This window comes from Microbispora sp. ATCC PTA-5024 (assembly GCF_000511135.2).
In the GTDB taxonomy this organism is placed as follows: domain Bacteria; phylum Actinomycetota; class Actinomycetes; order Streptosporangiales; family Streptosporangiaceae; genus Microbispora; species Microbispora corallina.
In genome coordinates, this window is the sequence record NZ_KI866523.1 from 541,936 (window position 1) to 556,249 (window position 14,314).

The following is a 14,314-nucleotide window of genomic DNA, read 5'->3' on the forward strand; positions in this document are numbered from 1 at the left end:
GCCCGGTGCCCGGCGTCGTCACGCACCGCCGCCAGGGGGACCTGGTGGGACCGCCAGGTGCCCTCGACCGGCAGGCCGTCGACCTCGCGGGGGCCTGTCCACCCCTTGGGCGTACGGAGGACCAGCATCGGCAGCCGGTCGGACCGCCCGGCCTTGTACTCCGCGATCTCGTCGAAGACCGCGTCGAGCGTCTCCGCCATCAGGGGGTGCATGACGGCGGGGTCGTCGCCCGAGACGATGTGGGGGCGGTAGCCGTACCCCTCGAAGAGCTTGACCAGCTCCTCCTCCGGGATCCGGGCCAGCACGGTCGGATTGGCGATCTTGTAGCCGTTCAGGTGCAGGATGGGGAGCACCACGCCGTCGCGCTCGCGGTCGAGGAACTTGTTGGAGTGCCAGCTTGCGGCCAGCGGGCCGGTCTCGGCCTCGCCGTCGCCGACCACGCAGGCCACGACCAGCTCCGGGTTGTCGAAGGCCGCGCCGTACGCGTGGGCGAGGGCGTAGCCGAGCTCGCCGCCCTCGTGGATCGACCCGGGAGTCTCGGGGGCGACGTGGCTCGGGATGCCGCCGGGGAACGAGAACTGGCGAAACAGCCTCCGCATCCCCGCGACGTCCTGGGTGATGTGCGGATACAGCTCCGTGTAGGAGCCCTCCAGCCAGGCGTGGGCGACCGCGGCCGGGCCGCCGTGGCCCGGGCCCGCGATGTAGATCATGTCCTGGCCGCGCTCGCGGATCACCCGGTTGAGGTGCGCGAAGCAGAAGTTCAGCCCGGGAGTGGTGCCCCAGTGGCCCAGCAGGCGCGGTTTGACGTGCTCAGGCTTCAGCGGCTCGGCGAGCAGCGGGTTGTCGAGCAGGTAGATCTGCCCGACCGACAGGTAGTTGGCGGCCCGCCAGTAGGCGTCGACGCGATCGAGGTCGTCCATGTCATGAGCGTCTCCCGCCGCCGCCGCCCCACGTAAGGGACCTTCGTCACTACCGGGGCCGCCGAACGGTCGGCTAACGTCCGAGACATGATTCGCGTGTTCCTGGTGGACGACCACGAGGTCGTACGGCGGGGCGTCGCCGCGCTGCTCGACGCCGAGGACGACATCGAGGTGGTCGGGGAGGCCGGCACGGCGGAGTCCGCCGTCGCCCGCATCCCGGCGCTGCGGCCGGATGTCGCCGTGCTCGACGTGCGGCTGCCGGACGGCAGCGGCGTGGACGTCTGCCGGGAGGTCCGGTCCCGGATGCCCGAGCTGGCCTGTCTGATGCTCACGTCCTTCGCCGACGACGAGGCCCTGTTCGACGCCGTCATGGCGGGGGCGTCCGGCTACGTGCTCAAGCAGATCCACGGCTCCGACCTGGTCGGCGCGGTCCGCACGGTGGCCGCCGGGCAGTCGCTGCTCGACCCCCAGACCACCGCGAGCATGCTCCAGCGGCTGCGCGACCAGGCCGAGAAGAAGGACCCGCTGGCCGCCCTGTCCGACCAGGAGCGGCAGATCCTCGAGCTCATCGGCGAGGGGCTGACCAACCGGCAGATCGGCGAGCGGCTGTTCCTCGCCGAGAAGACCGTGAAGAACTACGTGTCCAACCTGCTGAGCAAGCTCAGCATGCAGCGGCGCACCCAGGCGGCCGCGCTCGCCGCCCGGCTCAAGGCCGATCGACACCGATGACGGGACCTTCGCCCCTAATGGCCGCTGTCCCGCGGCAGCAGGCTTGACCTCATGAAGCTCGACGCGTCCGGCCTGGAGATCCTGGCCCCGGAGGAGTGCCTGGACCTGCTGGCGTCCACGCCGATCGGGCGGATCGTCTTCACCGATCGTGCCCTGCCCGCCGTCCAGCCGGTCAACTTCTGCCTGGACGAGGGGACCATCGTGATCCGCACGGCGATCGGCTCCAAGCTGGCGGCCGCCGCCCGCAACGCCGTCGTCGCCTTCGAGGCCGACGAGTTCGACCCGGCGACGCGCACGGGGTGGTCGGTGACCGCGGTGGGTCACGCGAGGGCCGCGTCGGAGCCCGCCGAGATCAAGCGGCTGGCGGCGCTCCCGCTGACGCCATGGGCTCCCGGGAGCCACGACCACTTCATCGTGATGGCGCCCGAGCAGATCTCGGGCCGCCGGATCAACCAGTGAGCGAGAGGACCGGCTCCGGCGTCCGTCTCCCGGTCCGGGAGACGGACGCCGGCGCGCGGCGGGTGGCGGCCCTCTTTCCGGGATCCCACGCTGTCATCAGAATCTGCTGACAGCGTGGGGGTGCGCCCGTGCTCAACCTGAGGATCTATCGTCGAGATCCTCTGGGGTCCCTCATCGAACCCGTCTGTTCCAACCTCAGCCGCCGCAAGGAGTCGCCACGTAGGCGGCGGTGGCGGCGGGGCAGCCACCGTCCAGGACGACGAGGCTCGCGTCCAGGTAGGTGGCGGGCAGCAGCGGCGGCGCCCAGTAGGTCGCGCCCCACGGACGGCCCCAGCCGCCCCAGTGGCGGCCCCAGCCGCCACCCCAGCCGCCGCCCCAGTGGCCGCCCCATCCGCCGTGACCCCAGTCGTGCGGGGTGGCGGTGACCGCGGCGGCGGCCGGCTGAGCGGGGCTGAGCGGGGCGATGGCCTCCGCGTTTGCGGCCGCCGGCGCCATCACGGCGAAGGCGGCGCAGGCGGAACCGGCGAGAAGCAGTCGTTTGATCATTGCTGGTGTATCCCTCCTGTGCGAGTGCAGTCACCAGGTGTGACCTGCCCGTCACGTTATCCAGCCGTCGATCATCGTTCTGGACGTGGACACCTCAAGGGACGGTAATCATGCAATCCCGCCAAGGGACGAATCAGGCCATCAACGGGCGAAACTCACAGGGCGCGGCCCACCGGCCGGGGGCGGTCAGGAGAGGCGGCGGCGGAACACCCAGTACGTCCAGCCCTGGTAGGCGAGCACGACCGGCGTGAAGACGGCCGCCACCCACGTCATGGCCCCCAGCGTGTACGGCGTGGACGCGGCGTTGTGCACGGTCAGGCTGTTGGCCGGGTCGAGCGCGGGCATCACGTCGGGCCACAGGCTCCCGAACAGCGTGGCGGTGACCGCCACGACGGCCACGGCGTTGGAGGCGAACGCCCAGCCGTCGCGGCCGCGCACGGTCGCCACCACCGCGCCCGCGATGCCGGCGGCGGCCGCCGTCACCCCGGCCCACGTGGCGGCCGTCCCGGTCGACAGCTGTGTGAGCACGAGGAACAGGCCTCCGGCCGCGAGGGCGGCCAGGCCCAGTGTGCGGGCCAGCTCCCTCGCGTGGTCGCGCAGCTCGCCCGTCGTCTTGAGCGCGACGAACACGGCTCCGTGCAGGGTGAACAGCGTCAGCGTCGCCACGCCCCCGAGCAGGGCGTACGGGTTGAGCAGGGTCAGCAGCGAGCCGGTGTACTCGTGACGCGCGTCGAGCGGCACGCCGCGGACGACGTTGGCGAAGGCGACCCCCCACAGGAACGCCGGGCCGAGCGAGCCCCAGAAGAAGGCCCGGTCCCAGCCCTTCGTGACGTCGCTCTTCGAACGGTACTCCAGCGCCACCCCCCTGACGATCAAGGCGATCAGGATGAGGAACAGGGGCAGGTAGAAGCCGCTGAACAGGGTGGCGTACCACTCGGGGAACGCCGCGAACGTGGCGCCGCCCGCGACCAGCAGCCACACCTCGTTGCCGTCCCACACGGGCCCGATCGACCGGACGAGCGTGCGGCGGCGGGCCTCGTCCGTGCCGAGGACGGGCAGCAGGATGCCGACGCCGAAGTCAAACCCCTCAAGGAGGAAGTACCCGGTCCACAGGACGGCGATGAGGAGGAACCAGACGGTGGTGAGTTCCATTGCACGTTCCTTAGTTGGTCGACGCTAGTAGGAGAGGGCGGGCAGGGTGTCGACCGGCTCCTCGGCCGAGCCCACCGGGTCGGGGCCGCGGCGCACGAACTTGAGCAGCAGCCTGACCTCGATGAACGCGAGCACGGCGTAGACGAGGGTGAAGCCGGCGAGCGTGACGGCGACCTCGGTCACGTTCGCGCCGGGGGACACGGCCGCCGAGGTGCGCATGATCCCGAAGACCGTCCACGGCTGCCGGCCCATCTCGGTGAAGATCCAGCCCAGCGAGTTGGCCAGGAACGGCAGCCCGATCCCGATGACGGCGATCCGGTAGAACCAGGGGTTCTCCGGCAGCCTCCGCCTCCGGGTGAACCACAGGCCGGCGAGGGCCAGCAGCCCCGCGAGCGCGCCGAACCCGATCATGAGCCGGAACGACCAGTAGGCGAGGCCGACGATCGGCCGGTAGTCGCCCGGGCCGTACGTCGCCTGGTAGCGGGCCTGGATGTCGTTGATGCCCTCGACCCTGCCGTCCGGCGTATTGGTCGCCAGCAGGCTCAGGCCGTACGGGATCTGGACGTTGACGTGGTTGCGGCCGTCGCGGACGTCGCCGACGGCGAACAGCGAGAAGCCGGCGGAGCTCTCGTCCTCCCACAGCGCCTCGGCGGCCGCCATCTTCATCGGCTGCTGCCTCGTCATGATCTGCGCCTGCCAGTGCCCCGACAGGGACACCCCGACGGCCGCGACCAGCGTCACGACCATCGCGGCGCGGGCCGAGACGCGGAACAGGTCGGTCTCGCGCCCGCGGGCGAGTTGCCAGGCGCTCACGCCGATGACGAACGCCCCGGCCGTGACGAACGCCCCGAAGATCACGTGGGGGAAGGTCGCCAGCGTGGTGACGTTGGTGAGGACGGCCCAGATGTCGGTCAGCTCGGCCCGGCCGGTGGCGGGGTTGAGCCGGTACCCGACCGGGTGCTGCATCCAGGAGTTGGCCGCGAGGATGAAGTACGCGGAGATGGTGGTGCCGAAGGCGGCCAGCCAGATCGTGGCGAGATGGAGCCCGCGGGGCAGCTTGTCCCAGCCGAATATCCACAGGCCGAGGAAGGTCGACTCCAGGAAGAAGGCCATCAGGCCCTCCATGGCGAGCGGCGCGCCGAACACGTCCCCCACGAAGCGCGAGTAGGCGCTCCAGTTCATGCCGAACTGGAACTCCTGGACGATGCCCGTCACCACGCCCATGGCGAAGTTGATCAGGAAGAGCCTGCCCCAGAACCTCGTCATCCGGAGGTAGGCGGGATTGTCCGTCCGGTACCACGCCGTCTGGAATCCGGCCACGAGGGCCGACAGGCCGATCGTCAGCGGCACGAACAGGAAGTGGTACACGGTCGTGATGCCGAACTGCCATCGGGACAGGTCGAGGACGTCCATCGGGGCTCCACAGTCGTCAGCGGGGACATCCGCAGCGTGACGGAGGAGCCCGCCCTGCCCGTAGGGCCGCGCGGCCTCCGCTCGCAGGACCTTGGTCCCTGCGCCGAATACGTCATGACGACCGCGCGGCGGGGCCGGCGGGCGAGGGGAGGCGGACGGGCGGGGCCCGGCGGCGGGGATGATGGAGGGGTGCGCGCCCGACCCGTCTCCCCAACGCTGCTGGTCGAGGAGCTCGCCGACCGCGTCGCCGCCGTCCCCGGCGGCGGATGGGTGCGGGTGGCGGTCGACGGCGCCCCTCCTGCCGGGCCGGGACGGCTCGCGGACGACCTGGTCGGCCCGCTGCGCCTGCGCGGGAGGGAGGCGCTGCGGGTGCCGGCGGCCGGGTTCCTGCGCCCGGCCTCGCTCCGCTTCGAGTTCGGCAGGACCGATCCCGACGTGTTCTACGACGAGTGGCTGGACGTGCGCGGGCTCGTCCGGGAGGTGCTCGGCCCGCTCGGGCCCGGCCGTACGGGCAGGGTGCTGCCCTCGCTGTGGGACAGCGAGCGCGACCGGGCGACCCGCGCCGGCTACGTGACGCTGCCGCCCGGCGGGGTCGTGCTGGTGGACGGCGCGCTCCTGCTCGGCCGGGGCCTGCCGTTCGACCTGACCGTCCACCTGTCGATGTCGCCCGCCGCGCTCGCGCGGCGCACCGCCGACGCCGAACGGTGGACGCTGCCCGCCTACGAGCGCTACGAGCGCGAGGTCGAGCCGGTGAGCACGGCCGACGTGGTGGTCCGCGTCGAGGACCCCCGGCACCCCGCCCTGGTCACCGATCGGGAGTGACGCCCCAGCAGGCGGAACCGGACGACCGGGCACCCCGCCCTGATCACCGAGCAGGCGTGACGCCCGAGCAGGCGCAGCCCGGACGTGACACCCGGCGCCGGGACGACGCCGCGCCCCGCATCGGTAGTCGACGCGGGGCTCGCGGACGTCAGAGCCCGTACTCCTCCAGCAGCCGCAGCCAGACCTCGCTGACCGTGGGGAACGACGGGACGGCGTGCCACAGGTCGTCGAGGGGGACCTGCGCCGTGACCGCGATGGTCGCGGCGTGCAGCAGCTCGGCGGCGCCCGGCGCCGCGAACGTCACGCCGAGGAGCACACGGCGGCGCTCGTCGACCACCGCCTTGGCCCGTCCCCGGTATCCCTCGCCGAGCAGCGCGCCGCCCGCGACCTGGCCCATCTCGTACTCGACCACGCGCACGTCGAGGCCGTCCGCCCGGGCCTGTGCCTCGGTCCTGCCGACCGCGCACACCTGCGGGTCCGTGAAGATAACTTGCGGCGCGCCCATGCCGTCGGCCCGGTCGCGCATGGACGGCCGGTCGTCGGCGGCGTTCCGCGACCGCGCCACGATCACGTCGGCGCAGACGCGGCCCTGGTACTTGCCCATGTGCGTGAGCGGACTGAGGCCGTTGACGTCGCCGATGGCGTAGAGCCAGCCGTCCCCGACGCCGGTGGCCCGCATCGACCCGTCGACCCGGACGGGCCCCCGCTCCTCCAGCCCCACGGTGGCGAGACCCAGGTCGCCGGTGGCCGGGCGGCGGCCGGTGGCCACGAGGATCTCGTCGGCGACCAGCGTCCGCCCGCTCGCCAGGCGCACGGTCACCTCGCCCTCCGGATCGGGCCGCTCGACCTTCTCGACGTTCTCGTTCGTGAGGAGCTCGACCCCCTGGCCGGTCAGCGAGGCGGCCACCATCTCGCCCGCGAAGGGCTCCAGCCGCGCCAGCAGCCCGCCGCCGCGCACCACCATCGTGACCTCCCGGGCGCCGAGGCCGCGCATGGCCTGGGCCATCTCGGAGGCCACGACGCCGCCGCCGACCACGACCAGCCGCCCGGGCACGGCGCGGGCACCCGTGGCCTCCCGGTTGGTCCACGGCCGGGCGTGGGCCAGCCCAGGCACCGGCGGGATCACGGCCGTGCTCCCGGTCGCCAGCACGACGGCCTGCCGGGCGGTCAGCGCCCGCGTGTCCCCGCCCGGCGTCTCGACCTCCACCCGCCGCTCGCCCGCCAGGCGGCCCCGCCCGCGTACGAGCGTCACGCCGGCCGACTCGATCCACCGCACCTGACCGCTGTCGTCGTACCCGGACACCATGGAGTCCCGCCAGGCGAGCACGGCCTTGGCGTCGATCGGGGCCATCTCGACCCCGGGCACCCGCCGGGCCTCCCCGGCCAGGTCGACCGGGCGGAGCAGGGCCTTGCTCGGGATGCAGGCCCAGTAGGAGCACTCGCCGCCCGCCAGTTCCTTCTCCACCACCGCCACGCTCAGCCCGGCGGCCGCCGCCCGGCCGGCGGCGACCTCGCCGGCCGGGCCGGCGCCGATCACGATCACATCGAACTCGTCAGGCATGGGCACCCCCACCTCGTACGGCACGTCGTCCGCCGTCCAGCCTGTCACGAGGGGTGGGAGGGGGCCGACACGAGCCCCGACTCGTACGCGGCGATGACGAGCTGGGCCCGGTCCCGGGCGGCGAGCTTGGCCAGCAGGTGGCCGACGTGGGTCTTCACGGTCGCCGTGCTGAGGTGGAGGCGCGCGGCGATCTCGGCGTTGGACAGCCCGCGGGCCACGAGCACCAGCACCTCGCGCTCCCGCTCGGTCACGCCGTCGAGCCCCCGGACGGGCGCCGGCCGGGTCTCGCCGCCCCGCGCGAACTCCTCGATCAGGCGGCGGGTCACGCTCGGGGCGAGCAGCCCCTCGCCCTCGGCGACGACGCGGATGCCCGCGAGCAGGCCGGCCGGCGGGGTGCTCTTCAGCAGGAACCCGCTGGCCCCGGCCCGCAGCCCGCCGTACACGTACTCGTCCAGGTCGAACGTCGTGAGGATCAGCACCCGGACGCCGGCCGTCTCCGGGGAGCGGCAGATCAGCCGGGTGGCCTCGATCCCGTCCATCTCCGGCATGCGGACGTCCATCAGCACCACGTCGGGGCGCTCGCGCCTGGCCGCCTCGACCGCCTCCGCCCCGGTCGCCGCCTCGCCGACCGCGACGAGGCCGGGGGCGGTGTCGATCAGCAGCCGGAAGCTGCCGCGCAGCAGGGCCTGGTCGTCGGCCACCAGCACCCGTATCGGTTCGGGCATGCTCACCCCTCCTCCCGGAGCCCCGCGCCGTAGGGGACGGGGTCGAGCGGCAGGCGGGCGTGCACGCGGAAGCCGCCGCCGGGGAGCGGCCCAGCCGTGAGGTCCCCGCCGTACAGCGCGGCGCGCTCGCGCATCCCGGCGAGACCGTGCCCACCGGGGCCGTTCCCCGCGGGCAGCACCCGCGCGCCGGGCCCGTCGTCGGTCACCTCGATCCGCACCTCGTCCGCCGCGCGCTCGACGACCACGCGGCAGCGGGCCGGGGCCGCGTGCCGCACCACGTTGGTGACCGCCTCCTGCACGATCCGGTAGACCGACAGCTCCACGCCGTCGGGCAGCCGCCCCTCCACCCGTACGTCGAGGTCCACCCGCACCCCCGCCAGCGCGGCGCGGCCGGCGACGTCGGGCAGGGCGGCGAGCCCGGGGACGGGCCCGAGGTCGGCGGGGCCCTCCCCCGACCGCAGGACGCCGAGCATGCGGCGCATCTCGGCCAGCGCCTCCCGGCTGGTGGTCTCGATGACGCGCAGCGCGTCGCGCACCTCGTCCGGCCGCTCGCCCGCCACGTGGGCGGCGATCGCGGCCTTCACCCCGATCACGCTGAGCGTGTGGGACACGACGTCGTGGAGCTCGCGGGCGAGCCGCAGCCGCTCCTCCGTCACCGCGCGTTCGGCGGCCTGCCCGGCCGAGCGCGCGGCGTAGGCCCTCCGTTCCCGCACGGCGCGGCCGATCGTCCAGGCCCCGCCGGCGGCCACGCACCCGGTCAGGACCCACCCGGCGACGTCGCGGCCGGGGGTCTGCGGGGAACCGCCGCCGACGGTGGCGAGCAGCGCGGTCAGCGCGCTGAGCAGGCCGATCGCGAGCGTCGGCTCACGCCGTCGGCGAGGGGCGGTCAGGGCCACCGTGTACAGGGCGTACGCCGCCGCCGCGAACGGTTCCCGCACGACCCCGAGCGCGAGCCCGGCCGCGGACGCCGTGAGGACGACCGCGAACACGGGCAGCGGCCACAGCCTCCGGACCGCGACGGGCAGCGCGACGGCGGCGACGATCAGGCACCGGGCCCACGGCTGCACGGGCGACGGCCGCGCGAGCGCGCCCACGAGCAGCACGAGGCCGTATCCCGTCCCGGCGAGCGCGTCGAGCCCGACGAGCTCCCAGCGGCGCAGCGCCCGGGGGAACAGCGGCCGAACGCCCGGATCGTCCACCCGGCAACGGTAGCCCGCCGGCCCCGCCGGGCGCCTCCGCCCGTGGTCGGTCATCCTCCGGGCGGACCCCCGGCCGCCGTACGACCGGGAGACGAGCGGCGATCTCGGACGCCGGTCCGATGCGCGGGAGGGGCGCGGCGCGGGACCGTCGGACCGTGATCGACGTGACGGATCTGACCAAGCGGTACGGCGGCACGGTCGCCGTGGACCGCCTGACGTTCCACGTGAAACCAGGACGGGTGACGGGCTTCCTCGGCCCCAACGGCGCGGGGAAGTCCACGACCATGCGGGTGATCCTCGGGCTCGACCGGCCGACGGCGGGGACGGCGCTGATCGGGGGCCGCCGGTACGGCGAGATGCGGCATCCGCTCCGCGAGGTGGGTGCCCTGCTGGACGCCACGGCCGTACAAGGCGGCCGCACTCCACTGGGCCATCTCGGGTGGATCGCCCGGAGCAACCGGATCGGGCGCGACCGGGTGGCGGCGGTGCTGGAGCTGGCCGGGCTCGCGGGCGCCGCCCGCACCCGGATCGGCCGGTTCTCCCTGGGGATGAAGCAGCGGCTCGGCATCGCGGCGGCCCTTCTCGGCGACCCGGGCGTGCTGATGCTGGACGAGCCGGTCAACGGGCTCGACCCCGACGGGGTCCGGTGGATCCGCGGGCTGCTGCGCGGGCTGGCGGCCGAGGGCCGGACGGTGCTGCTGTCCAGCCACCTGATGAGCGAGATGGAGCTCACGGCCGACCATCTGGTGGTCATCGGCAGGGGACGGCTGATCGCGGACACCTCCCTCGGCGAGCTGGCCGCCCGCTTCCCCCGGGGGGTGCTGGTCCGCACCCCGCGCGCGGGCGAGCTGGCCCGACTGCTCGCCGAGGCCGGGGCGGAGGTGGCGACCGGCGCGGAGGGCGGGCTGACGGTGAGCGGGGTGGGCGCGGCCGAGATCGGCGAGCTGGCCGCCCGGCACGGGATCCCGGTCCACGAGGTGACCCCGAGGACGGCCTCGCTGGAGGAGATCTACCTGCGCCTGACGGACGGCGCGACCGAGCACGCCGCGGGGAGGGCGGAGCGGTGACCTACGTCCTCGCCGCCGAATGGCGCAAGCTGTGGTCGGCCCGGTCCACCCGCCTGGTGCTGGCGGTCGTCGCCGTCTCCGTCGGGCTGATGGCCCTGCTGGCCTGGTATGCCGCGAATCTGTGGGACGGGCTGCCGCCCGCGCGCAGGTCCGCGATGGGCCTCGCCCCGCTCCCCGAGCTGCTGGAGTGGATCGCGTCCCTGTGCTTCGCGGTGCTGGGCGTGATCTCGTTCACGGGCGAGTACGGCACCGGCATGATCCGCCTGACGTTCACCGCGATGCCCTCCCGGCAGTCGGTGCTCGCGGCGAAGGCGGCGGTCGTGGGGGCCCTCGCGCTGGCCTGCGGCCTGGCGGCCGTCGCCGCCACGTCCCTGCTGGGCCGGTGGATCATCGGCGGCCGGACGATGCGGGGACAGCCGACCGAGCCGTTCCTCCGGGAGCTCCCGCAGCTCGGCGCGATGGGCCTGTCGATCACGACGTTCGCGCTGCTCGGGCTGTTCGCCGGGGCGATCGCGCGCTCGACGGCCGCCGCCGTGGCCGTCCTCGTGGCGATCTGGTACGTGATCCCCATCGTCGCGAACAACGTCCCCGCCCCCTGGGATGAACGCCTCGGCTCGGTGCTGCCGGGGGCGCTCGCGGGCCAGATCGCCGGCACCGGCAACCCGTACTCGGTCGGCGGCTCGCTCCTGTCCCCCCTCGCCGCGCTCGCCGTGAACGCCGCCTACGTGCTCGTGCCGTACGGCCTGGCGGCGGCCGCGCTCACCCGCAGGGACGCCTGAACGTCAGACCGCGGCCAGGGCGCCGGCGGGGGGCATGCGGGAGGCGCGGACCGACGGGTACAGGCCCGCCACCACGCCGACCGCGACGGCGCCCGCCACGCCCCCGGCCACGGCGGCCGCGGGCACGACGGGGGGCCAGCCCTGGGCGAGCGCGTAGCCGACCGCCGCCGGCACGCCCAGGGCGACCCCCGCGAGCCCCCCGAGGCCCGACAGCGCGACCGACTCGGCGAGGAACTGGGCCCGGACGTGTCCCCGGGTCGCCCCGAGCGCCCTCCGCAGGCCGATCTCCCGGCGCCGCTCCAGCACCGAGACCACCATGGTGTCGGCCACCCCGATGCCACCGACCAGCAGGGCGACGCCGGCGAGGCCGAGGAACAGCGCCGAGAACGCGGTCTCGGTCACCCGCTTGGCCGCCAGGGCGTCGGACGGCCTCCCGACGAGCACGAGGCCGGGCGTCTGAGGGGCGACGGTGGCGGGGAGCACGGCCCGGACGTCCTCCACGGCGTCCTCCCTCGCCTGGACGTACACCACGGTGGGGTGGCCGTCGAAGCGGAGCAGGCGGCGGGCGGCCTCCCAGCCGACCAGGACGGATCGGTCGATCTCGGGGGCCAGCGGCACGGCGTCGAGGATCCCGATGACCGTGAACCAGTGGCCGCCGACGGAGATCTGCGGCGGCTCCCGCCCCGCGGCCAGGTCGCCGATGCCCAGCCGGACGGCCGCCTGATATCCCAGCACGGCCACCGGGAACCGGTCGACCGGCGCGCTCAGGAACCGTCCCGAGCGGATCCGCCCGTGGATCGCGGCCGGCAGGTTCTCGCGGGCGGCGAGGACGCTGATCCCAGCGGCGTCCCCCTCGTCCGCCCGGTCCGAGCGGGCCACGACGGCATGCGTGTTGGCGACCGCGGCGGCCGTCGTGACCGGCCCGATGCGGGCGGCCATCCGGTCGGCGTCCTCGGGCAGCAGGACGGGGGGATCCTGGTTGGGCACGGGCTCGGCGCGCAGCATGCCGGTGCCGAGCGCGGACAGGCGCTCCATCAGCGCCTTCTGTCCGCTCGCCGGGATGCCGATCACCACGATGACGGTCGCGACCCCGATCGCGATGCCGAGGGCGGACAGCGCGGCCCGCACCTTCCGGGTGCGGATGCCCAGCAGGCCGAGCCGCAGAACGTCCGGCGGCGTCAGCCGTACCGGCCGGCTGCCGGTGAGGGCCCCGCGGGCGCCCGCGCTCATGCCGCGCTCCCGGCGCGGACGTCGGCCACGACCCGCCCGTCGAGGATCTCGACCCGGCGGGGCGCGCGGGCCGCGAGGTCGCGGTCGTGCGTCACGATCGCGATTGTCGTGCCCTCGGCGTTCAGCCGGACGAGCAGGTCGAGCACGGCCCTGCCGTTGGCCGTGTCGAGCGACCCGGTGGGCTCGTCGGCCAGGACCAGCGACGGCCCGTTGACCAGCGCCCGCGCGATCGCGACCCGCTGCCGCTCGCCGCCCGACAGCTGGTGCGGCAGGTGCCCGGCCCGGTGGGACAGCCCCACGCGGTCGAGCGCCTCCAGGGCCAGCGGCCTGCGCCGGCGGTGCGGCACGCCGGCGTAGAGCAGCCCGGTCGCCACGTTCTCGGCCGCGCTCAGCCCGTCCGTGAGGTGGAACTGCTGGAAGACGAAGCCCAGGTGACGGCCGCGCAGCGCGGACAGCCGCCGGTCGCCGAGGCTCCCCGCGTCCTGGCCGCCGATCTCCACGCCGCCGCTGGTCGGCAGGTCGAGCGTGCCCATGATGGTGAGCAGCGTCGACTTCCCCGACCCGGACGGCCCGACGATCGCGAGGAGCTCCCCCTCGTGGACGTCCAGCGAGACGTCGTCGAGGGCGACCACCCCGCCCGGATGGACCTTGCCCGCCCTCCGGACGCGCAGAACCGGAACCGGCCCGCTCATGAGCTGGTCACCACCTTCAGCCCGGCGGCGATGCCGGGGCCGCCGACCTCGACCATCCCCCGGACGAACATCCCCGTTCTGGCGGCGAGCAGCGTGCCCCCGGGCGTCTGGAGGGCGTAACCGCCCTCGCGCAGGGCGAGCAGCGCGCCGACCGGCACCGCCAGCACCCCCCGCCGTACGGCGGAGGTGAAGCGCACCTCGACCGGCGCGGCGTCGAGTCCCTTGATCCTCTTCGCCGGGGTCACGGTGACGTCGAGCCGGGTCTGGGACTGTCCCGAGGAGTCGGCGGCGTCCTGGGCGGTCCGCGCGACCGCGGTGACCGTCCCGCCGGCCGTGCGGCCGTCCGGGAGGACGATCCGCACCTTCGCGCCGCGCCGGATCGTGCCGGCCGAGGCGGTCTCCACCGGCACGGTCACCACCTGGGCCGTCCGGGTGACCGAGAGGATCTCCCCCGCGACCGGGTCGCCGAGCTGCGCCTTCACCGCGTCGACCCGCATCGGGCCGGGGAACACCACGGCCTGCCCGACGTCCAGCACGCCCGTCGGTTGGAGGCCGTTGTCCCGCTGCCACTGCTTGAGTGCCGCGCGCAGCGACGCGGTGAACACCTCCCCGGGCGGCGCCGGCGTCCCCTGCGGCGCCGACGACCGGGAGCGGACCGGAGCCGAGCCGGGCGCGTAACCGAGGGCCCGCAGATTGTCGGCCACGACGGCCACGTCACGTCCCCGCGCCCCGAGCGCGCCCAGCCTGCGAAACAGCGGCGTGTCGCCGTAGAAGACCGCCACCGGGCGGTCGTCCGCCCAGTACAGCGGCCTGCCCCTGACCGTCGTCGCCCCGGTCTTCGGAAGCCGGGTGACCAGGCCCGTCCCTGCTCCCCGCAGGGGCCGGGCCGTACCGAAGCCGAGGGTTCCGGGGAGGGTGACGGTGTCCGACAGGTCGGTCTTCACCACGGTGGTCGTGGCCACCGGGATCCCGGCGGCGCGCGGCGCGGGCGGCGGGTCGCCGCGGGTCGCGACCGCGACC

The 14,314-nt window shown here is 74.5% G+C and carries 14 protein-coding genes and 1 pseudogene; 5 read left to right on the forward strand and 10 right to left on the reverse strand.

Annotated elements, in window-relative coordinates:
- Window positions 1-920 (reverse strand): annotated as a pseudogene (locus MPTA5024_RS14965) (phosphoketolase); the annotation flags it as partial.
- Window positions 921-1,007: 87 nt separating this feature from the next.
- Between MPTA5024_RS14965 and MPTA5024_RS14970 the strand changes: the two are divergent.
- A complete protein-coding gene (locus MPTA5024_RS14970) occupies window positions 1,008-1,649 on the forward strand; it encodes a response regulator transcription factor (RefSeq protein ID WP_036324658.1) in 642 nt (213 codons plus the stop codon).
- A gap of 51 nt (window positions 1,650-1,700) precedes the next feature.
- Window positions 1,701-2,108, forward strand: a complete 408-nt coding sequence (locus MPTA5024_RS14975; RefSeq protein ID WP_036324659.1) for a pyridoxamine 5'-phosphate oxidase family protein — start codon at window positions 1,701-1,703, stop codon at window positions 2,106-2,108.
- 195 nt (window positions 2,109-2,303) lie between these two features.
- Here MPTA5024_RS14975 and MPTA5024_RS14980 read toward each other — a convergent pair whose 3' ends face one another.
- From MPTA5024_RS14980 to MPTA5024_RS14990, 3 genes are all read right to left on the reverse strand, one after another.
- Window positions 2,304-2,654 carry a hypothetical protein gene (locus MPTA5024_RS14980; protein WP_051458200.1) on the reverse strand — a complete coding sequence of 117 codons (351 nt, stop codon included), beginning with the start codon at window positions 2,652-2,654 and terminating at the stop codon, window positions 2,304-2,306.
- A gap of 186 nt (window positions 2,655-2,840) precedes the next feature.
- On the reverse strand, window positions 2,841-3,806 hold the full coding sequence (gene cydB / locus MPTA5024_RS14985) for a cytochrome d ubiquinol oxidase subunit II (RefSeq protein ID WP_036324660.1): 966 nt from the start codon (window positions 3,804-3,806) through the stop codon (window positions 2,841-2,843).
- Between the two features lie 24 nt (window positions 3,807-3,830).
- Window positions 3,831-5,219 carry a cytochrome ubiquinol oxidase subunit I gene (locus MPTA5024_RS14990; RefSeq protein WP_036324661.1) on the reverse strand — a complete coding sequence of 463 codons (1,389 nt, stop codon included), beginning with the start codon at window positions 5,217-5,219 and terminating at the stop codon, window positions 3,831-3,833.
- A gap of 189 nt (window positions 5,220-5,408) precedes the next feature.
- Here MPTA5024_RS14990 and MPTA5024_RS14995 point away from each other — a divergent pair, with 189 nt between their 5' ends.
- Window positions 5,409-6,041: a uridine kinase gene (locus tag MPTA5024_RS14995; RefSeq protein WP_036324662.1), complete on the forward strand. Its 633-nt coding sequence runs from the start codon at window positions 5,409-5,411 to the stop codon at window positions 6,039-6,041.
- Window positions 6,042-6,189: 148 nt separating this feature from the next.
- Here the strand turns inward: MPTA5024_RS14995 and MPTA5024_RS15000 are convergent, their stop codons facing one another.
- The 3 genes from MPTA5024_RS15000 to MPTA5024_RS15010 are packed head-to-tail and all read right to left on the reverse strand — an operon-like array spanning window position 6,190 to window position 9,526.
- Window positions 6,190-7,650 (reverse strand): dihydrolipoyl dehydrogenase family protein, encoded by a 1,461-nt coding sequence (locus tag MPTA5024_RS15000; protein ID WP_269750580.1) that lies wholly within the window; start codon window positions 7,648-7,650, stop codon window positions 6,190-6,192.
- Complete coding sequence (locus MPTA5024_RS15005) at window positions 7,647-8,327, reverse strand: response regulator (RefSeq protein ID WP_036324663.1); 681 nt, start codon at window positions 8,325-8,327, stop codon at window positions 7,647-7,649. The genes MPTA5024_RS15000 and MPTA5024_RS15005 overlap by 4 nt, the downstream gene beginning before the upstream one ends.
- 2 nt (window positions 8,328-8,329) lie before the next feature.
- Entirely contained in the window at window positions 8,330-9,526 is a 1,197-nt protein-coding gene (locus MPTA5024_RS15010; protein WP_198167164.1) for a sensor histidine kinase, read from the reverse strand.
- 155 nt (window positions 9,527-9,681) lie between these two features.
- Here MPTA5024_RS15010 and MPTA5024_RS15015 point away from each other — a divergent pair, with 155 nt between their 5' ends.
- On the forward strand, window positions 9,682-10,593 hold the full coding sequence (locus MPTA5024_RS15015) for an ABC transporter ATP-binding protein (RefSeq protein WP_036326243.1): 912 nt from the start codon (window positions 9,682-9,684) through the stop codon (window positions 10,591-10,593).
- Window positions 10,590-11,372: an ABC transporter permease subunit gene (locus MPTA5024_RS15020; RefSeq protein ID WP_036324664.1), complete on the forward strand. Its 783-nt coding sequence runs from the start codon at window positions 10,590-10,592 to the stop codon at window positions 11,370-11,372. The genes MPTA5024_RS15015 and MPTA5024_RS15020 overlap by 4 nt, the downstream gene beginning before the upstream one ends.
- Window positions 11,373-11,375: 3 nt before the next feature.
- Here MPTA5024_RS15020 and MPTA5024_RS15025 read toward each other — a convergent pair whose 3' ends face one another.
- From MPTA5024_RS15025 to MPTA5024_RS15035, 3 genes are all read right to left on the reverse strand, one after another.
- Complete coding sequence (locus MPTA5024_RS15025) at window positions 11,376-12,602, reverse strand: ABC transporter permease (RefSeq protein ID WP_036324665.1); 1,227 nt, start codon at window positions 12,600-12,602, stop codon at window positions 11,376-11,378.
- Window positions 12,599-13,294: an ABC transporter ATP-binding protein gene (locus MPTA5024_RS15030; protein ID WP_036324666.1), complete on the reverse strand. Its 696-nt coding sequence runs from the start codon at window positions 13,292-13,294 to the stop codon at window positions 12,599-12,601. Before MPTA5024_RS15030 ends, MPTA5024_RS15025 begins: the two co-directional genes overlap by 4 nt.
- Window positions 13,291-14,314 (reverse strand): peptidoglycan-binding domain-containing protein (locus tag MPTA5024_RS15035; RefSeq protein WP_051458201.1); only part of this gene is annotated, 1,024 nt, incomplete at its 5' end. The genes MPTA5024_RS15030 and MPTA5024_RS15035, both read right to left, overlap by 4 nt.